The organism is Agrilactobacillus fermenti (assembly GCF_047943045.1).
In the GTDB taxonomy this organism is placed as follows: domain Bacteria; phylum Bacillota; class Bacilli; order Lactobacillales; family Lactobacillaceae; genus Agrilactobacillus; species Agrilactobacillus fermenti.
The window spans coordinates 1141716-1160619 of the sequence record NZ_CP181347.1 but is presented as its reverse complement, the minus strand read 5'-3'; the positions used below and the strand labels follow the sequence as shown (position 1 = coordinate 1160619).

At 38.4% G+C, this 18904-nt stretch carries 17 protein-coding genes; 4 read left to right on the top strand and 13 right to left on the bottom strand.

Annotation, left to right across the window (positions count from 1 at the left end; translation table 11 throughout):
* Nucleotides 1-49: 49 nt before the first annotated feature.
* The 4 genes from murC to ACNAN0_RS05670 all read right to left on the bottom strand — a co-directional run bounded on the left by murC (nucleotide 50) and on the right by ACNAN0_RS05670 (nucleotide 4989).
* Complete coding sequence (gene murC, locus ACNAN0_RS05685; protein ID WP_416354109.1) at nucleotides 50-1378, bottom strand: UDP-N-acetylmuramate--L-alanine ligase; 1329 nt, start codon at nucleotides 1376-1378, stop codon at nucleotides 50-52.
* Between the two features lie 29 nt (nucleotides 1379-1407).
* Nucleotides 1408-3726, bottom strand: a complete 2319-nt coding sequence (locus tag ACNAN0_RS05680; RefSeq protein ID WP_416354108.1) for a DNA translocase FtsK — start codon at nucleotides 3724-3726, stop codon at nucleotides 1408-1410.
* 280 nt (nucleotides 3727-4006) lie between these two features.
* On the bottom strand, nucleotides 4007-4642 hold the full coding sequence (gene ytpR, locus ACNAN0_RS05675; protein ID WP_230913874.1) for a YtpR family tRNA-binding protein: 636 nt from the start codon (nucleotides 4640-4642) through the stop codon (nucleotides 4007-4009).
* Between the two features lie 23 nt (nucleotides 4643-4665).
* A complete protein-coding gene (locus ACNAN0_RS05670) occupies nucleotides 4666-4989 on the bottom strand; it encodes a thioredoxin family protein (RefSeq protein ID WP_230913873.1) in 324 nt (107 codons plus the stop codon).
* Between the two features lie 118 nt (nucleotides 4990-5107).
* Between ACNAN0_RS05670 and ACNAN0_RS05665 the strand changes: the two genes are divergently transcribed.
* On the top strand, nucleotides 5108-5437 hold the full coding sequence (locus tag ACNAN0_RS05665; RefSeq protein ID WP_416354107.1) for a hypothetical protein: 330 nt from the start codon (nucleotides 5108-5110) through the stop codon (nucleotides 5435-5437).
* A gap of 105 nt (nucleotides 5438-5542) precedes the next feature.
* On the opposite strand, the gene trmB is transcribed toward ACNAN0_RS05665, so the two are convergent.
* From trmB to ACNAN0_RS05645, 4 genes are all read right to left on the bottom strand, one after another.
* Entirely contained in the window at nucleotides 5543-6190 is a 648-nt protein-coding gene (gene trmB / locus ACNAN0_RS05660) for a tRNA (guanosine(46)-N7)-methyltransferase TrmB (protein WP_230913871.1), read from the bottom strand.
* Nucleotides 6191-6205: 15 nt separating this feature from the next.
* Nucleotides 6206-6979: a phosphotransferase family protein gene (locus tag ACNAN0_RS05655; RefSeq protein ID WP_230913870.1), complete on the bottom strand. Its 774-nt coding sequence runs from the start codon at nucleotides 6977-6979 to the stop codon at nucleotides 6206-6208.
* 196 nt (nucleotides 6980-7175) lie between these two features.
* On the bottom strand, nucleotides 7176-8396 hold the full coding sequence (locus ACNAN0_RS05650) for an ABC transporter permease (RefSeq protein ID WP_269073909.1): 1221 nt from the start codon (nucleotides 8394-8396) through the stop codon (nucleotides 7176-7178).
* Nucleotides 8389-9132 carry an ABC transporter ATP-binding protein gene (locus ACNAN0_RS05645; protein WP_230913868.1) on the bottom strand — a complete coding sequence of 248 codons (744 nt, stop codon included), beginning with the start codon at nucleotides 9130-9132 and terminating at the stop codon, nucleotides 8389-8391. The genes ACNAN0_RS05650 and ACNAN0_RS05645 overlap by 8 nt, the downstream gene beginning before the upstream one ends.
* Before the next feature lie 116 nt (nucleotides 9133-9248).
* Here ACNAN0_RS05645 and ACNAN0_RS05640 point away from each other — a divergent pair, with 116 nt between their 5' ends.
* From ACNAN0_RS05640 to ACNAN0_RS05630, 3 genes are all read left to right on the top strand, one after another.
* Entirely contained in the window at nucleotides 9249-9677 is a 429-nt protein-coding gene (locus tag ACNAN0_RS05640) for an HIT family protein (protein ID WP_230913867.1), read from the top strand.
* 2 nt (nucleotides 9678-9679) lie between these two features.
* Nucleotides 9680-10018 carry a YtxH domain-containing protein gene (locus ACNAN0_RS05635; RefSeq protein WP_416354106.1) on the top strand — a complete coding sequence of 113 codons (339 nt, stop codon included), beginning with the start codon at nucleotides 9680-9682 and terminating at the stop codon, nucleotides 10016-10018.
* A gap of 140 nt (nucleotides 10019-10158) precedes the next feature.
* A complete protein-coding gene (locus ACNAN0_RS05630; protein ID WP_269073908.1) occupies nucleotides 10159-11064 on the top strand; it encodes a peptidylprolyl isomerase PrsA in 906 nt (301 codons plus the stop codon).
* Between the two features lie 216 nt (nucleotides 11065-11280).
* On the opposite strand, the gene ACNAN0_RS05625 is transcribed toward ACNAN0_RS05630, so the two are convergent.
* The 5 genes from ACNAN0_RS05625 to ACNAN0_RS05605 form a co-directional block, all read right to left on the bottom strand.
* A complete protein-coding gene (locus tag ACNAN0_RS05625; RefSeq protein ID WP_230913865.1) occupies nucleotides 11281-12219 on the bottom strand; it encodes a 3'-5' exoribonuclease YhaM family protein in 939 nt (312 codons plus the stop codon).
* A gap of 4 nt (nucleotides 12220-12223) precedes the next feature.
* Nucleotides 12224-14941 carry an AAA family ATPase gene (locus ACNAN0_RS05620; RefSeq protein WP_416354105.1) on the bottom strand — a complete coding sequence of 906 codons (2718 nt, stop codon included), beginning with the start codon at nucleotides 14939-14941 and terminating at the stop codon, nucleotides 12224-12226.
* 28 nt (nucleotides 14942-14969) lie between these two features.
* Nucleotides 14970-16166, bottom strand: coding sequence for a metallophosphoesterase family protein (locus ACNAN0_RS05615; RefSeq protein ID WP_416354104.1), 1197 nt, complete (start codon nucleotides 16164-16166; stop codon nucleotides 14970-14972).
* A 179-nt stretch (nucleotides 16167-16345) separates the two neighbouring features.
* Entirely contained in the window at nucleotides 16346-16696 is a 351-nt protein-coding gene (locus tag ACNAN0_RS05610; protein ID WP_230913862.1) for a YlbF family regulator, read from the bottom strand.
* 21 nt (nucleotides 16697-16717) lie between these two features.
* Nucleotides 16718-18838 carry a PBP1A family penicillin-binding protein gene (locus tag ACNAN0_RS05605; protein WP_416354103.1) on the bottom strand — a complete coding sequence of 707 codons (2121 nt, stop codon included), beginning with the start codon at nucleotides 18836-18838 and terminating at the stop codon, nucleotides 16718-16720.
* Nucleotides 18839-18904: the final 66 nt, after the last annotated feature.

The window sequence follows — 18904 nt, the reverse complement described above, 5'->3', positions numbered from 1 at the left end:
TTATATTGTATATGATTCGATGAAACAAATAATCGGTCCAAATACTTATTTAATTCACTTGATTTTGTAATAACTTTTCATAAGCGACTTCATATTTTGGAATATCACCCGCACCCATAAAAATAACTACGGCATTATGATATTGCAATAGTGGTGTCATATCAGCTACTTGTAAAACAGTTCCACCATTCGGTAATTTATCAGCTAAGTCATTAATTGAAATATTGCCAGAATTTTCACGTATAGATCCAAAAATATCTGTCAAATAAACAACATCTGCTTTGCTTAAACTCGTGACAAAACCAGTCAGCAATGCTTTCAGCCGAGAATAAGTGTGTGGTTGAAAAACAGCAATTAGTTTTTTATCTGGGAATTTTTGTCGAGCAGCATCAATTGTTGCTTTAATTTCTGAAGGATGATGTGCATAATCATCAATGATAGTCATATCACCAATATTTTTTTGTGCAAACCGTCGTTTAGCCCCTTGATAAGTCAAAAATTCACGCGCCAATAAACTTGCATTGATTTTTTCGAGATGACTGACGCCAACGACTGCAAGACTATTTAAGATGTTATGCTGGCCAAACAATGGAATTTTAAAATGACCAATTATCTGGCCTTGGTGACGTACATCAAATTCTGAACCAGCGGTTGTTTTTTCAATGTTGACAGCTTGAAAGTCATCGGTATCCCGTAATCCGTATGTGTATATTGGTGCATTAGCGTGCAGCTTCTTTAGATTGACATCATCGCCCCAGACGAATAGACCTTTTTTGACTTGTTCAGCTTCAGTTTGAAAAGCTGAAACCACATCATCTAAATCTTTATAATAATCTGGATGATCAAAATCAATATTAGTCATAATTAAATAATCAGGATGATAGGCTAAAAAATGACGGCGATACTCATCAGCTTCAAAAACAAAGAATCGTGCATCTCTAATACCTTTCCCCATACCGTCACCAATCAAGTAAGCCGTTTTGTCGATACCACTTAAAACATGAGCTAACAGTCCAGTCGTACTTGTTTTACCGTGCGTACCAGCAACACCAATACTCGTATAATTAGTCATTAAATGACCTACGAATTCATGGTAGCGATAAAACGGCAACTTCATTGCTTTAGCTTGTTTAATTTCGATTTGGTCGTCTGTAAATGCATTTCCAGCAATAACGATCATATCTGACTTCAAGTTGGTTGTTGCAAAATCAACTATTGGAATACCTGCTGCTTCTAAAGGCTGCTGTGTAAAAGTATGTTTTGTAATATCTGAACCAGCAACTTTAAGTCCCATATCATGTAAAATTAACGCCAATGCGGCCATCCCAGTACCTTTAATCCCAATAAAATAATACGTTTTTTGTGTTTGAAATTCCATGAATAAACTGCTCCTAACGTTACTTGTTTTTAATTTTTGGCCTGAAGTTTATCCAAGTCACTTTGTGAAAAATAAACCTCTCTAGGTTTAGATCCCTGAGATTGCCCAACATAATTATTCGCTTCTAAATCATCAATGATGTTTGCCGCTCGGTTGTAGCCAATCGAAAACATCCGTTGTAATTTTGATGTCGAAATTGTTTTCTCTTGAACCAAATATTCAAAAACCTGGGGCATCAACTCATCTTCTTGAGACTTAGCCATCGAACGTTTTACTAAATCATCAGGTTTAAACTGATAATCAGGTTCACGCTGCGCTTTCACAGCGGCTATGACTTGATCAATTTCAGATTCAATATACGTCCCTTGAATACGGATCGGGTGGTTTTGCCCATTGCCTAAATACAACATATCACCACGGCCAAGCAAGCGCTCTGCACCACCAGTATCCAAAATTGTTCTGGAATCGATTTGACTGGAAACCATGAAGGCAATTCGTGTTGGAATATTGTTTTTGATTGTTCCAGTCACGACGTCCACGCTAGGCCGCTGAGTTGCAACAATCAAATGAATACCTGCAGCTCTTGCCTTTTGCGTAATTCGAGCAATACTATCTTGAACATCATTAGAAGCTGTCATCATTAGATCAGCTAATTCATCAATGATAACAACGATATAAGGCATCTTAAGACCTGCTTGCTGATTATGTATTGCCTTTTCATTAAATTGTCGAATATTACGAACACCTGCATTAGCAAAACGAGCGTATCTTTTTTCCATTTCAGTGACGACCCATTCTAGAGCGGCCGAAGCTTCACGGGTATCTGAAATCACAGGCGTCAATAGATGTGGCAAGCCGTTATATGGTGCTAATTCAACGACTTTAGGATCGATTAAAATCAGTTTAACTTGATCAGGGTCAGCCTTATACATTAGCGAAGTCAATAGTGAATTGATAAATACACTCTTACCAGATCCAGTGGAGCCGGCAATCAAAGCGTGCGGCATTTTGGCAATATCAGCAATCACAGGTTTTCCAAACAAATCAACACCTAGTGCAATGGTTAGTGGCGATGAACTCGATTTGAATTGCTGTGTTTCAAGCACTTCCGACAACCGAACTTGCCGAGACTTTAGGTTCGGAATCTCTATGCCGACTGTATTTCGTCCCGGGATTGGTGCTTCTATACGAATATCCTTAGCTGCTAAGGCCAATTTTAAATCATCATTTAAATTGGTGATTTTATTGACTTTGACGCCACGTTCCAAATGGACTTCGAATTGGGTCACTGTTGGCCCAATTGTGTAACGCACCACATTGCCCTTAACGTGAAAGGCATTTAACGTTTCATTTAATGTTTTTTGCTGCTGTTCAGCCCATGAGTCAGCGTCAAAAGCTGGTGACACGTCTTTATCTGGCAATAAATTTAACGGCGGTACATGATAAGTCTCCGAGGCAGTAATTTTAGTTGGCGTATCAGAATGATTACTCGTCCCAACTTCTGTTACTGGATGTTTCACTGTAGCCGACTGTTCAGGCAAATGGTCCTTCTCAACGCCAAATTTCACATCGTTAATTGTTGCTTTATTAGCAGTGGTAGTCGTTGCTGCTTGCCTTGCTAAGTTGTTCGCCATATTTTCCATCTGGGATGTGTCAGTAGAGCTTAAAATCATAGCTGCATTATCTTTTTCTTGGTGCTCATGGCGCTTAGCGACTGCTTCCCTGGCGGTTGATTCAATTGTTGGCGCTGTAGTTGCTGATTCTGCCGTGACATTGGTTGGCGTCACCTTCCCCAATTGCTTGGTTATCGATTCAGGTTGCTTAGCCAACATTGCCGGCGCGTGCAATAAACTCGCAGATTTAATCGTGTGCCCGGCATCTACTGATTTAGAAGCCATTGTTTCAGTCGATGTTTTTATTGTTTCCTTTGGTTCTGGTGCAGCTGTTACTATATTTGCTGGTGCTGTAGTTGCTGCTTGTTGGCTTTTTTGGTCTGTTTTTGTACCTTCGCCATAATAAATATTGCTCACATCGGAAGCAGCAAGCAAATAATAACTCTCTAAAGGCTTTTCAAGTTGATTTAATAAATGAGCATAATATTGTTTTTCATGGTTGGCCCGGTGATAGGTAACTGTGTGTTTCTTCGTAAAATTTCTAAAAGCAGCAACATTATCTGTTTCTTTTTTCTCTTTAGTAGTTGTGGCACTATGTTTTACCGTTTGAGCTTTAGGGGAAACAACCGTTACATCATCAGGTTGTGCTTCAATAATTTCCTTTGTCTGTTGCTCATGACGTTGCTTTAAACGTGCAAGCTTGCGGTAAAATGCTGGTCCGTCATAGTGTGTCATGCTTCTCCCCCTTTCTAAAATTGTCACCGTTCATTATATAACAATTTTAACCAAGACAATAGGGTTACCAGTTTTTCTAAATCAATTTAATTCATACTTTGGCGTAATGATGTGTTAAAAAAATAATCGTAGTCTTCAGATGAAACATTAGTCTGAAAACCGCGATTATTTTGTTTTGAACAGCTATGTCCCAGCTATATTGGTTAATTACAGATACTTTTAATTTTAAAATCCATCACAAATTATTGGGAAATATTTTAAATTATCAGCAGCACAATAATTAAATAAACATAGTTTGTGCAGCTTTAAAATCAAACGGACGTCCAACCGGTGCATCGGTATCAAGCACTAAAATACCACGTTGTTTTGGTGCATTGGGAATGCCCAATTCCTTAGCAGAACTGATCATACCATCAGACGCTATACCACGTAATTTACCAGGCCAAATAATACTACCGTCTGGCATCATCGCACCAATTTTAGCAACCACAACATTTTGCCCCTGAGCAATATTAGGTGCACCGCAAACAATCTGCAATTGTACCCCCTGATCCACGGTCACTTTTGTAATGTGCAAGTGATCAGAATCAGGATGATCACTAACTTCGTCCACGTGCCCAACCACAAACTTAGCAGTTTCATCTTGCTGAAGCTGGTCAGACCACCCAGCTGCTACAATCATGTCATTCAACACATCAATCTGCACTTGGTTTAAGAATACTTGCCCAGCACCCTTTAAATCAGGGATATGCTTTGAAATATTGAAAAAGTTAAATCCGATCGGTTCTTGTGTATCTTGATTGACAATCCGAGTTACATCAGCATTCGTTTTCGCCTTCTGCGCAGTACCATCGGGTCCTAAAATGACAACTAGTACATCGCCTAAACCAATAGGATTATAACTTGCAATTAACATGAATATTAAAACTCCTTTAATTTTTATGCAGGTAATGAATTAATAAAATCTTCAACCTGTTTCTTCGTTTTGCGTTCTTTATTCACATAACGCCCAATCTCTTTGCCGTCTTTAATAGCAACAAAAGATGGAATGCCAAAGATTTGCCATTTTTGTGCCAGATCCATATATTGATCACGATCAACTTCAATAAAATCAATTTCAGGGTAGTCAGCTTCAATTTGTGGTAAAAAAGGTGCGAGTGCCCGACAATCCCCACACCAACCTGCTGTAAACACAAAAACGTGGGTGCCCGTCTTAGTTAATGTTTCAAGATTATCATTTTCTAAAGTGCTTAATTGTTTCATTCTCCACACATCCTAACTTTATTTTCCACTTTAGTTTACTATAAGTAAGCAGAAAGTAAAATAATTTTGTTTAACAGTAAAAAACGATATACTAAAAGTACAAAAAGGAGGCCAAAAAATGACAAAACGCGAATCAAATTCAACAAGTTCCTTTGGTTATGGATTATTGACAGGCGCCCTCATAACTGGGGTATGCGCTGCTTATAAAAATTACAATATTAATAAACACCGCAATGAAATCCTAGACCATGTTAAGTCGCTTTTCCTACGTGAGGGTCCGATTGAAGCAGCTTGGATCGAGCATATGCCAGCACCTTATTCAGATAGCCAACATAGTGCAAAAGCCTACTTCGGCGGTGTTACCCGCGATGAAGATGGTACCCTGCAACAGTATCAATTTGCTGTTGATGCGAAAAACGGTGAATTATTGGATATTTACAAAATTTAACACCCAAAACAATAGTTTTTATAACTAACAGTTGTCGGAACGAAACATGAGTTTTGTTGCCGACTTTTTTGTGGCCAAAAACCTAAAATTGTAGCTTTAAAGAACTTAATCTTGTTTAAAATGAGCTTTAACCTGATAAATTGGTTGACCTTTCTGAGTAAACTTTGTTTCATATTCAGTTTCAATATTAAAAGTTACCCTAGTATCATGATGCAAATCTAAAGAAACAAAATCTAAAATTAACCCATACTGGCTAAAACTAACCAGTGAATACTCAAATAAGCCACGATTATCCGTTTTGAATTCGATCCGTCCCTCAACGTCAAGCAAGGTCTGGTATTGTTTAAGAAAAGAACGGTAGGTTAGACGTCTTTTTTCGTGCCGCGTTTTTGGCCAGGGATCGGAAAAATTTAAATAGATGGTCGCAATAGTGTGCGGCATAAAAAAATCCGTTAATTCAGCACCATTAGCATAAAGAATCTGTAGATTTGGTAATTGTAGTGCGACTTGCTTCTTTAAGATCATGGCGACTGCAGCTTCCTGTACTTCAACAGCAACAAAATTGATTTCAGGGAATGCTTGAGCCATTTGGATCACAAATTGACCCTTGCCAGAGCCCACTTCAATGTGAAGTGGTTGTCTCTTTTGAAAACGTTGGTCCCACTCAATTTGAGTTCGATCTTTCGCCTCAACGAGCCATTGTGGATTTTGAGCAATTAATGTTTTTGCCCAGGGTTTATTTCTTAAACGCATAAGACCTCCATTAGTTTAACGATCAATCAACTGATCTAATCGTGACATTTCTTCACGTAAATTCGTTAAATTGGTTGTTTGTTGAATAATTGAAATAATTTCTTGTAAGATACTATACCAACGAATACGACCAATCAAATCGGTATCCAATTGCTGGCCATAATCTGCCAACCAACGCGTCCAAGACGATCTGGGCACATAATTGATCAACACTGTTGTTAAATCGTAGGCAGGATCAGTCAAAATTGCTTGATCCCAATCGACCAAAAAAAGGGTATCGTTGACTGTTTCTAACCAATTTTTTTTATTCAGATCACCGTGACAGACACGATATTCCGTAACCGGGACCTGCAACGTATGGTCTTCTAACCAAGTGATACCTTTAATAATTGACGGTAAGTAACGTAGCTGATCTGGTAGTGTCTGTTCCAATTGGACCAACATTTGATCGGCAGTAACAAAACTACCGCCCATTTTTTCCAACATGCCCTTTAAAAGGTTTGAACTATGAACTTTTGCTAACAATGCCGCTGTTTTTGGTCCATTCATTTGTTCTGCTGTTAAAGTCGTGCCTGCCACCCACTGTTGCGCCGTGATGACATCGCCGTTGGGCATTCTTTTTGTCCATAATAGTTTGGGTGTGATCCCCTCAGCAGATAAAGCTGCCAGAAAAGGTGACGTATTTCGTTTAATAAAAATTTTTTCCTGTGAATGCGAAGCTATAAATGCGTTACCTGTGCTGCCACCTGCTGAATGAATCTCCCAATCCTGACTGAGTCCAAAAGCCATACAGTCAAACCCCTCTAAATCGTCCACTCATTTGGATCAATTCGTCTATTTTGATTTTCCTAGTGGCTTAGACAAAACGAACGCTTTGTTTTCAGCCACTATTTATTTGCGAATAATTAAATTTTAAACAGTCAAATTTAAGATATATACGAATGCTAATTTTAATTTTTTTAAGTGCAAGCGTCAACCGTTCATTTTAGACTTTCTTAATTCTAGTTTTACTATAGCCATAAACAAAAGCCAAAACGAATAACAAACCAACAGCTATGCATACCCAAACAAGGGGGTTCTGATAAAAGTTAATGATCAAAGGCATAGACATAATCAACCATTGAACACTCATTAAACCAACCAGCAATTGTTGGAAACTATGCAATTTAGCTTTAGACGTAACGGGATAAAGTTTGGTAAAAACAATGCCATCATACTGACTATAAAACGGTAATAATTGAAAGCCTGATAAGTATAAGAATAAAAGATACAAAACAGTGCCGACCCAAATTTGATGAATAAAAAATAAAATGATGGTGCCGATAATGACAAATCGTAAATAAAAACCCAGGTATTCTGTCCCTCTCAAAAATCCCCGGAAAAACAGATAGAGAAAGCTATTCTCGTGATTTGGTTTAACTAAGCGTAAAAATGGATCTAAATATTTCCGGCGTTTTGCTGGACTTTGCAAACTTGGAACATCTGTAAATAAATTATAGATTTTTAATATTCTAAACTGACGTGCATTTTCATTGGCAATAACAACTGAAAATCGTAAATTGCCGGAAATGACATAATTGATTACTTGATGCCGTAACCATAAATTACCAATCAGAGCTAACACGACTGTGATGATAGGGGAAACATAAAATCCTAATAAAAATGAAAGCAACGCTAAGCCATACCAAAAAGATTTATTTAAGAGCCAGTTCGTGTTAATGGTATTGCCATCATAGCAATTCATAAGTTCGACCCAGAGTAACACATCTTTAAAAATTAGTGTGCTTAGGGCCATTAAAATAACCGTCCAAACGCTACTCCCCTGTACTAGAACCAATGTGAGCGGTAAAATGGCCAAATTCAATCCGAAAATTACGATTATCGGTAAAATTAAACTGTATTTTCTGGCTGCTAGTAGATAGTGGAAGAACTCGCCTTCCTTTGGTAACAGAAACGTGCTATCGGCTGCTTCAATCAAATTAGCAAAACGCCCAATTGCCAGAATCAACGAATATATTAAACTGAGAACGATGGGCCCCCACCAATAAGCATGGGCAACGAGACGGACCAATGAAGCGTAGCCTACACCCAACGCACCAATCAGAAAAATCAAGGCGATGACAAAGTGATCATTGAAAACAAGTTTCAAGTATTTAAACTGTTCCATTTGATGCTTCCGCAATCGCTTTTTCCATAAATCAAGCATTTGCGTCAACACCCTCTCTTGTCATTTGCATGTAGATATCATCTAAATTTGCATTAGACATGTGGAATTCAGATTTCAACTCGTCTAAACTACCTTGAGCACGAACTTGACCATTATTTAATAATACAAACCGATCAGCATATTGTTGTGCAGTTGCTAAAATGTGGGTAGACATTAAAATAGCCGCCCCTTGTTTTTTCTTGGCTTCCACAATGTCCAATAAATCATGAATGGCTAAAGGATCAAGCCCAGTAAATGGTTCATCAATGATAAATAAGCGGGCGTCAGTCATGAATGCACAAGCAATCATGACCTTTTGCTGCATCCCCTTGGAGAAATTATTAGGGAACCAATCTAATTTGTTATCTAAGCGAAATTTTTTAAGTAGCTCTTGAACCCGAGCCATCGTTTGATTCGCATCTAAATCGTAAGCCATAATTGCCAATTCGATATGTTCTCGCAAGGTTAATTCTGGATACAAAACAGGCGTTTCGGGGACATAAGCAATTTTTTTGTGATAGGCGTCACGATCACTTTTCAATGTTTTGCCATCGACTTTTATCTCACCCTTTTGTGGGGTCAACAAACCAATGACATGTTTGATCGTTGTTGATTTTCCGGCGCCATTCAAGCCAATTAAGCCGGTTATTTGACCATCTTCAGCTTTAAAATTCACATTTTTTAAAACAGCTACATGTGCGTAGCCGCCAGTTAAATTATTAATCTCTAAACTCAAAATATTACCCTCATTTTTTGCTAAGTATTCGCTCTGTATAAGTTAATCACTTTATGATAGCATGAAAAATAAAGTTTAGAAATTGATTTTCTTTATTTTTTAGGAGGGCCATATTTATGGAAGACTGTATTTTTTGCAAGATCATTCGCAACGAAATCCCCAGCACAACTATTTATGAGGATGATTATGTCAAAGTATTTTTGGATATTTCTCAAGTAACACCGGGTCATACTTTACTTGTGCCCAAAGTCCATGTACCGGATATTTTTGCCTACGATGAGACGCTGGCAGCTCAAGTGTTTAGTCGCGTCCCTAAAATTGCTAAGGCAATCAAAGCCAGTGATCCAAACATTGTCGCGATGAATATTGCCAACAATAATGGTGAACTTGCCTACCAATCCGTCTTTCATTCTCACATTCACTTTGTGCCCCGATATTCCAAAAAAGATGACTTTTGGATCCATTGGGGTGACCATACGGATCAGTACACACCGGAGAAGCTGCAAACGATTGCCGATAATATCAAAGCACATTTGGAGGTTTAATCATGGCAAAATTTTCAACTGGATTAACTTGGGGGTTGATCGCCGGTGCCACGTATGGCTTACTAACTGTCAAAAAGACTGGCGCACAACGGATTCAAAGCTTAACCAATTATGTTGCTGACGTTACAATAGCCACCAATGATTTTCAAAAAAGCCTAGGCACATTTAAGACAGCATTACATAATCTTGCCCACGAAACTCAAACAACAGCTGTTTCAGCGGTTGATGACATTCAGAAATCTATGAAAACATTTAATTTTCAAACAGAACCACGTATTAAACAAATCAAAGCTGAGGTCTCAGATTTAACTGATGTGGTGCAAAACGTGAAGCCTTCATAAAAATTACATGTTTTATAAATATTCATGAAAATAGTGTGAATATTCGTGAAGTCATGTCATTATTTTTTCAGTTATGGTATATTAATCAAGGACATTACTGAAGTACAGTAAAATATTATACAATTAGGATGTGTTTTTTGATGTCAAAGGGTTTTAAAAAGCTCTTACTAGCTGTTGCTGGTATCATGCTTGTTCTTGTCGCTGCTGGCTGTTCAAATAACAGTACAGTTGCAACCACTAAAGGTGGCAAAATCACTAAGGATGAATTCTATAATGAAATGAAGAAATCCCAAGCTGGTAAGTCAACCTTACAGACTATGATCATTACCAAAGTTTTGGAAGATCAATATGGTAGTAAAGTTTCTGACAAGCAGGTCAACCAACAATACAATAAGTATAAAGACCAATATGGTTCTTCATTCAGTTCTATTTTGCAACAAAACGGCTTGACTGCTTCTGGTTTAAAGAAAAATATTCGGACTAACTTATTAACAGAAGCTGCTTTAAAAGCTAATAAGCAAGTTACAAATTCTGATCTGAAAACACAATGGAAGTCATATCAACCAAAAGTTACTGTTCAACATATCTTAGTTGCTAAAGAAGACGATGCTAAAGATATTATTAACCAATTAAACAATGGTGCTAAATTTGATGACTTAGCTAAGAAGAGTTCAACTGATTCTTCAACTAAGAACAATGGTGGTAAGTTGCCTGCTTTTGATAATACTGATTCTTCATTACCATCTGCTTTCAAACAAGCTGCTTTCAAATTGAAGAATGGCGAGATCACACAGACACCGGTTAAAACAGACACTGGTTATGATGTTATCAAGATGGTTAAAAATCCTGGTAAAGGCAAGATGTCAGACCACACTGCAGAATTAAAGAACCAAGTCTATGCTAAGTGGATGCAAGATTCTACCGTAATGCAAAGCGTTTTATCTAAAGTGCTTAAACGCGGTGACATTTCCATTAAAGATAATGATTTGAAAGATGTTTTAGCTGGTTACTTATCTTCTTCTAATTCAAGTTCCAGCGCAAAATAGTTTCGTCACTCAAAAAAGATCAATGGCAAAATTGTCATTGATCTTTTTTTATCTAAATACGAGAGTGAGACAAAAGGCGCCCAGCGCCTGAGCACCAACAAGAATTACGAAATACGAAAAATGGTGGACTTGCCATTTGAGTACTGCGTCGTTGAGTGAAGGCGTTACCTTTTGTCTTACTCTCCCCTTTTTTTATCTAAATATCACTACATATCACTACATTTTATGGGGCCGATAGAATTGGCGTTGTTCCAGTGCCGAAATGCGCGGTGTAAAATTTCCAGGCTTTGTGTGCTCAAGATGATTAGAAATCATTGTTATTGAAGCATCTAATTCATCAATTTGGTGCAAAACTTCTGCTTCTAAAAGCTTAGGCCGTTCAGGAGAGCCGAACTCCAATTGACCATGATGGGCCAATACCGTATGTCTCAAAAGCAGTATTTTCTCATCTGTTAAATCATAATTTAGTTCCTGACATGCTAATACGATCTGTTCATCAATTAAAACGATGTGTCCGATTAAGTTGCCACTTAACGAGTATTCAGTTGTTGCCGCACCAGTTAACTCAATAACTTTCCCTAAATCATGTAGAATTGTAGCAGCATATAGTAGTGGCCGATTAATACTCTGGTAGGATTGACTGAGTGTCTGCCCCAACTTTAACATACTCACTGTATGATAAGCCAAACCACCAAGATAAGCATGATGATTGGTTTTGGCAGCTGGAAAAGTAAAAAAATCTGTCTGGTATTTCTTTAATAGTAAGCGAACAATGCGATTCCACTTTGCTTCAGTAATTTCAAGCACAAACTCGTTGATTACAGCTTCAAGATCTGCTTTAGCCATGGGTGCTTGTGGTACTAAGTTATCCGCCGAATGAGTTTGTTCTTCTAAAACAGTTAACTTATCAATTCGCACCTGGGGCTTAGTTTGATAGAGTTCTCGTTTACCCTTCAAATAAACTTGCTTTCCCTGTGTAAATTGGGCAATATCTTCAGGTTTAGCACCCCACATTTTTCCCGTTATAGTCCCAGTCTGATCAGAAAAAACAAAAGCAATGAAAGGCTTGCCATTCTTGGCGGTCCTAATGTCTGCATTTTTGATCAACACTGTTTGATCAATTGTATCGCCAACTTCATAGTCTAATAGTCCCATGTGTTCAACCCCCTTTAGTATCTGTCATCTTAATCACATGTTTAGCGGACAATTCTTGCATGAAAGCACCATGTGCCGTCGTGAAGAACACTTGATTCGTCTGACTGATTTCTTGGATCAACTGAATCATTTGCTGTAATCGTTTTGTATCTGCATTTACTAAGACATCATCCAAAAATACCGGCATTTGAACATGATCCGACATAGTTTGCATGAAGGCCAGTCGAATGGCCAAAAATAATTGTTCCATCGTACCCAATGATAGTTCACGAACATCAAATAGCAGATTATCTTTAGTTTGAACGGTTAACGAATCATTTTCTAACATAATTTTTTGATATTTATCCAACGTCAGAATACTAAAATAGCGTGTCGCTTTAGCAATAATCTGTGGATAGCGATCTTCGCTTGCTGCGGATAGTGTCGACCGAATCCATTGGGCGGACATTTCAGCCGTTAAGTATTGTTGGGTTAAAGCAACAATTTCCGCCTCAAGATTGGCCTGCTGCTGTTGTAATTGCTGTAGCTGATTATCCGTCGCCAAATGCATCAATTGAACATTTAAATCCTGAATCTCACTTTGCTGTTTAGTCCGCCGCTGTTTTATCTGTTCTGTATCTTGTTGCACCGCTTGCTTTTGCGTCCGAAGATCTTCAATTTTTTGATATTTCGCTAAGGCCGGAAGATCATTTTCCAGCTGCTGATTCAAAAAATGACGGCGTTCCTGATCGTTCGTTGCTTTTTTAGCTGTTTCCAATTGTGTTTGTAGTTCAGAGAAATCGCTTAAGTCAGCTTGTTGCAAAATTTGCTGCTGTTGCCATTTCAAATCCGCAAGTTCGACTTTTTGCTGTTTTAACCAGGATTGTAACTGTTCTTGGATCACGGCACTTTCTTGCGACTCGGTCACGTAGTCTTGGTAGTCCGATAACTGCTGTTTCAATACATTGAAATACGCTTCTGAAAAGGTAGAATATTGCCCTAAATCCGACTTTAAAAAGGCAGTTAAATCATCAAAAGTCACCAGCTGTTGGTTGAGTTGTGCCAATTCTTGCTGCTGTTTGTGACTTTCATGGTCCAATTGATGCATTTCTGTTAATAATGGTTGTACTTTTAATAAATCTTGATTTGGTGTCAGATTGTACTGTTGTTCAATTTGCGTTAATTGTTGCTGTTGTTGTTTTAAAGTTTGCTGACTCTTTTGCTGGTTGATTTTTAACTGATCTGCTTGTTTCTTTAATTCATTTAACCGCGACTGCTGTTGTGATTTTGGATCTGCTTCCGCATCTGGTGCCTTAGCCGCTGCATCCGCATCATATTGGCGCACCTGACGTTTTTGATAAATTGACAGACCGATGATACCCAGACCGACTAACGATAGCGTTTTAACAAAGCTTGGCAAAAATAATCCGACAATAAACAACAAGCCACCAAAAACAACTAACCCATTTAAAAAGTTATTATTCTCAGCTGCCGAAACTGATTGGTCTTCAGACACTGGAACTTTAATTTGATCTAATGCCCTTAATACTTCCGTTTGCTGTAACTGATTAGCCATTAAAGCCTGAGATGTTTGTTGCAGCATACTCTCTGAATTTTTAATTTGGGCATTTAACTGACTGACCGTACTTAGATCTTCCACGGACATCGGTTGCATATCTAATGTAATTGCCGGATTATCACGTTTCAACGTGTTCAAACGCAACTGATTCTCTTGGATACGCGTTTGTAACGTTTTCCGACGCGCAACTTGCGCCTGAATATGGGGCAACTGTTGCTCAATTTCCTGAAAATCCTGCAGATGCTGACCATAGAAACTATCAGAATCCACATGGCTTAACGTCTCAGTGCGCCGTTGTTCCATAGTTTGAATTTGATAATCGATTTTGGTTTGTAGTTGCTGATATTGATCAAATAACTGTTGTAATTTCGTGACACTTAATTTTTGATTCGTTTGATCAGATGTTTTCAAAGCTTGATACTGTTGATAAAGAGGCCAAAGCTGTTCTAACTTATCAAGCTGTCGCAATTGTTGTGTCTTTATCTGATAATCTGATTTTATTGTTTGTAATTGCGCTTCAGATTGACGTAATTGCGTTTTTATTGCCTCATATTGGGGTAATTTAGCTTGTTGTTTGCTGATCTGAAGCCTGATATCCTGTAGGTCAACTAGCCGTTGATTGATTTCAGGTTTCTTGCCAGTGGGTTTATATAACTGGCCTGCTTGTTTTTCCAAAGCAGCCGACCGTTTGAGCCAATCACCACTGTTAACCGCACCAATAGCCAAGATTTGTGTCACCAAAGCCTCTTTGTCTAATGATTCAATGGTTAACATTGATCGTGTGTCAAAGACGAATAAGGCTCTAAAAAGATCTTTTGTCAGTGGTTTTAAAATATTTAAAAATACGTCATTATCAATTTGCTGATCATTGGCAAAGCAAACCAGTTCACCACCATTTTTACCTTCTGTACGGCGGATTAAATATTGCGTCGATCCTTCCTGTAATAAAACCTCACCGCCATAGCGACCGGAATCCTTAGGAATATACTGTTCACTGGCTCTTTTTTTAGTGGCAAAGCCAAACAAAATACTTGTCAAGAAAGCCAATAAAGTGCTCTTACCAGCTTCATTGGGGCCATAAATCACATTTAGTTTAGTATCGAATTCAAAGCTTTGTTCCACTAAACTGCCAAAGCCATATACTTTTGCACGTTTGATATACATCGCAATTATCCTTCTCGCTTCATCTTTATTACTTAAAATCTTGTTTGATGCTAAGCATGGCTGCTTGCTGTAATCTTTCAAGATTTTGCTCTGTTAAAATTTGAGTTGCCAGAAATCGTTCTTGGTTTAAGTTGCCTAATAGTTCTTGTACATTGGTCAACTGAAAAACTTTTTTGCCTGCTTTATCCCAATAGGCCTGATCTAACTGTGGCAGGTCTGGCGTCTGATCGATGGTCAAGGTGACATCGATTGGATAATCAAAACGTTGGTCATTACCATTACGAAATTCCTCTTGAAGAATTTGTAATAACTGGTCTTGGCGTAAACTATCCTGTGTGTTGCTGTCAATTGCTGTGTTTTCAATTTTGATTGATAATAAATTACTAGTTGTTCGTGGCAATCCAGTGACCATGTGCTTAATATGGGCTACAACCTCTGGGACATTTAACGGGGTTTTACTGTCCACCGTCAGGCTTTGCCAAAGAAACGGCGCGACATTATGAAACGTTGCTTTAAGTTGTGCACCTTGACTATTAATTTCATAAAATCCTTTTTGACCACGTTCATCTTTATTTCGCCCCTGTAAATTACCCGGATAAATTACTAAGGGTTGCTGGTTCAAGACTTGGCGCTGATGAATATGTCCCAATGCCCAATAATCATAATGTTTCGCAAGCAACTCATCTAATCTAAAGGGCGCATAATCTTTACCACCATAACGCATCTCTGACCCATGTAAGATACCAATGCTAAAATCGGCATCAGAAGCGCGCATCGGATAGTCAGCTAACCGATCCTCGGTCACGTGCATTTGATCATAACTAAAACCGCTCAAGTCTACGATATAACCTTCATCGGTACGTAAACGGAAGGTTTGCACTGTCGCTGGAAAAACAAAGACATTGTCAGGATAATCTAAGTTTTTTTGATTGGCAGTTTTATAATCATGATTCCCATAAATCAAATATACTGGGATTTGAGCATCAGCTAGTTTTTGGAATTGCTGCTGCAAAAACCATTGTACACTCAGACTTTGGTTATTAGCATCAAACGTATCACCAGCAATAATGATAAAATCAACTTGATTGGCGATAGCATAAGTAACCATCTGTTTAAAAGCTTCAAACGGTGCTTGATATAGTTGTTGGCCAATTCTGGCATCAATTTTTCGTAGGCCAATAAAAGGACTATCCAAATGAGCATCTGCAATATGTAAAAATTTCATAATCAACCTCTTAACGAATATATGTTTCCCTATCACATAGTATAAGGAAAATACCGCTTAATTGCATTAAAATTATTTAGATCCAACTAAAAAAGACTGAAAAGCAAACTCTGCTCCCAGTCTTTTAAAGTATTAAGTCATCCTTGCAGCCCGATAGAAATCGTCTGTTTCTAAAATAATTATTGCATTGGTTTATAGATATCTGCAATTGGTTTTGAAATAATGCGGTTTAATTCATCCATTAAAGCACTCATTTTTCGTTCTTGATCCATTAAGTTATTGATCGTATCGAACTTGGAAAGCTGTTCGCTCATCCCTTGCATTGATTGAACGTCTTCATCAGAAAATTCTTCACCATTCATTTGTTTTTGCTGTAATTCAAGTTGCTTATCTTGAAATTTCTTAAATGTTGCAAAAGCAAAATCATCTTTCTTCATATCGGCAAATGCTTTTTGTAATGCTAAAAATTCATCTGTTTGTTGTAATTCTTGTTCTAATTGGTTCGCTGTATCATAAATATTGGCAGCCATAAAACTCTCCTTTAGTTGTGTTTAATTTCCAAAAAATGACTTGATATCATTATACCATTCATTGGCTTTCTCTTGGGCACCTTGAAGCATATTTTTACCATTATCGAGCCCATTTTGAATATTTTTTTGAACATCATCAAACCAATTGCCGGTATTATCAGCATGTTCGGAGGCCGCAATACTAGAGGCGGCTTTCGTATTAAAACTATATGTGGGTGCATTAGGAAGGATATTTTCCATTTCTAATTTAAAAATTGGGGCAACGCCTTGTTCACTGATACCTTTCAAGAAATGGGCTTGATCCGTATTATCAAAACCGATCCAAGTTGCGACGACCACGTTCGGGGTATATCCGACGATCCATTGATCTTTCGTCCCATAGCCATAACTATCTGGTACCTCTGTACTACCAGTTTTTCCAGCAACTGTATACCCACTAGGCTTGGCGGTCTGCCCAGTACCGTTTTTGAAAACATCTAACATCATACTAGTCATTTCTTTGGCATGTTTACTGGAAATGACCTGCTTGCTTTTCAGATCTGAGTTGTCCACAATAACCGCACCAGTAGCATCCACGATTTTGGTAATAAAGTGCGTATCTGCCAATTTACCATTATTGGCAAAAGCGGTGTAAGCTCGGGCCATTTGGTAAGGTGATACACCCTTACCCCAGCCGCCTAAACCAAAGGCCAGATTTTGGTCCGCATCTGGGACATTGATTCCAAATTTTTCCACCGAGCCGACCCCTTTTTTAACTCCAATTTTATCTAAAAGCCATGCAGCTGGTGCATTTTTACTTTGTGCCAAAGCTACATACATTGGCACTTCACCAGCATACTGATTGTCAACATTCTTCGGCTCATAGTGATTCTTACCGTAACTCGTTAATTTATCTTGCAGCATACTATCATAGTGATAGCCGTTTTCTAGAGCTGGTTCATAAATAGCCAATGGTTTCATAGTCGAGCCCGGCTGGCGTTTGATTTGAGTGGCTCGGTTTAACCCCCGAAAAACGTGCTCCCCGCGGCCGCCAACAACAGCCGTGACATAGCCATTTTTAGGATCGATCGCAATGGATCCCCCCTGAACCTTCGTACCATCAGCCGCATCAGCTGGAAAAGCCCAGTCTTGTGCAAAAGAGCGTTGCATGGCTCGTTGGTATGTTTGATCTAGTGTCGTATAGATTTTATAGCCCTTATTCATAATATCTTCTTCTTTTAGACCATAGCGGTTAATTGCCTCATCTACAACAGCATCAAAAAAATAAGGGTAACGGTAACCGTCCTCTTGACTATACGTATCTTTTAAAACTAGCTTTTGCTGTTTGGCAAGGTTAGCCTGGCTTTGATCAATTTTTTGATTGTCTACCATCAATCCAAGCACTAAATTGCGACGACTGATGGCATTATCCATATGATCAATCGGATTATAAAAACTGGGACTACGTAACATTGCGGCTAGCGTTGCGCCTTGAGAGAGTGTCAAATCAGCAGCATTGGTCCCAAAATACTTGCGAGCAGCATCTTGAACCCCCCAAACACCGTTCCCAAAATAGGCATTATTTAGATACATCGTCAATATATCTTTTTTGGAATAAACGCGATTGATTTCGACGGCTAAAAATATCTCTTCAATTTTCCGCGTTACCGTTTGTTTTTGCGTTAACAGTGCATTCTTAGCTAACTGCTGGGTTAACGTACTCCCACCCCCTGAAATTTGACCGTGATGGATCACAACACCAATTGCCGCACGAACAATCCCTTTAATATCAAAACCAGGGTTGCTATAAAAGCTGCGGTCTTCCGTAGAGATAACGGCGTTTTGGACATTTGGACTAATTTTATCCAAAGAGACAAAAGTCCCCTTTTGAGCATATAAAGACCCAGCTTTTTGCCCCTGACCATCATAAATCGTTGTTGTTGTCTGCAGGGCAGATTTCAAATCAGCCACGTCAGAGGTTTTTGCTTTATACGTATAATAAGCACTAATCGTAAAAAAAAGTATCAAAAAGCCTAAGATAAACCATCTGACTAACTGATAGCGATGATTCAGGCGCTTAAAAAAGTGCCAAAAAATCACTGTTTGTTTGCCGATCCAGGTCACAAACCGACGAAAATATAGTTTTATTTGTTTTAAAATCATATGTACACTCCAATTACCATTGGCAAAAATTACTAATGCATTGTACCATTAAAAAATAACTTGAAC

What these genes read in the sequence shown, in the direction of transcription:
- ACNAN0_RS05610 (WP_230913862.1), bottom strand. Translation starts at nt 16,696, where the DNA reads ATGGCTGCCAATATTTATGATACAGCGAACCAATTAGAACAAGAATTA.
- murC (WP_416354109.1), bottom strand. Translation starts at nt 1,378, where the DNA reads ATGGAATTTCAAACACAAAAAACGTATTATTTTATTGGGATTAAAGGT.
- ytpR (WP_230913874.1), bottom strand. Translation starts at nt 4,642, where the DNA reads ATGTTAATTGCAAGTTATAATCCTATTGGTTTAGGCGATGTACTAGTT.
- ACNAN0_RS05680 (WP_416354108.1), bottom strand. Translation starts at nt 3,726, where the DNA reads ATGACACACTATGACGGACCAGCATTTTACCGCAAGCTTGCACGTTTA.
- ACNAN0_RS05620 (WP_416354105.1), bottom strand. Translation starts at nt 14,941, where the DNA reads ATGTATATCAAACGTGCAAAAGTATATGGCTTTGGCAGTTTAGTGGAA.
- ACNAN0_RS05605 (WP_416354103.1), bottom strand. Translation starts at nt 18,838, where the DNA reads ATGATTTTAAAACAAATAAAACTATATTTTCGTCGGTTTGTGACCTGG.
- ACNAN0_RS05630 (WP_269073908.1), top strand. Translation starts at nt 10,159, where the DNA reads ATGTCAAAGGGTTTTAAAAAGCTCTTACTAGCTGTTGCTGGTATCATG.
- trmB (WP_230913871.1), bottom strand. Translation starts at nt 6,190, where the DNA reads ATGCGTTTAAGAAATAAACCCTGGGCAAAAACATTAATTGCTCAAAAT.
- ACNAN0_RS05670 (WP_230913873.1), bottom strand. Translation starts at nt 4,989, where the DNA reads ATGAAACAATTAAGCACTTTAGAAAATGATAATCTTGAAACATTAACT.
- ACNAN0_RS05640 (WP_230913867.1), top strand. Translation starts at nt 9,249, where the DNA reads ATGGAAGACTGTATTTTTTGCAAGATCATTCGCAACGAAATCCCCAGC.
- ACNAN0_RS05655 (WP_230913870.1), bottom strand. Translation starts at nt 6,979, where the DNA reads ATGGCTTTTGGACTCAGTCAGGATTGGGAGATTCATTCAGCAGGTGGC.
- ACNAN0_RS05635 (WP_416354106.1), top strand. Translation starts at nt 9,680, where the DNA reads ATGGCAAAATTTTCAACTGGATTAACTTGGGGGTTGATCGCCGGTGCC.
- ACNAN0_RS05665 (WP_416354107.1), top strand. Translation starts at nt 5,108, where the DNA reads ATGACAAAACGCGAATCAAATTCAACAAGTTCCTTTGGTTATGGATTA.
- ACNAN0_RS05615 (WP_416354104.1), bottom strand. Translation starts at nt 16,166, where the DNA reads ATGAAATTTTTACATATTGCAGATGCTCATTTGGATAGTCCTTTTATT.
- ACNAN0_RS05650 (WP_269073909.1), bottom strand. Translation starts at nt 8,396, where the DNA reads ATGCTTGATTTATGGAAAAAGCGATTGCGGAAGCATCAAATGGAACAG.
- ACNAN0_RS05625 (WP_230913865.1), bottom strand. Translation starts at nt 12,219, where the DNA reads ATGGGACTATTAGACTATGAAGTTGGCGATACAATTGATCAAACAGTG.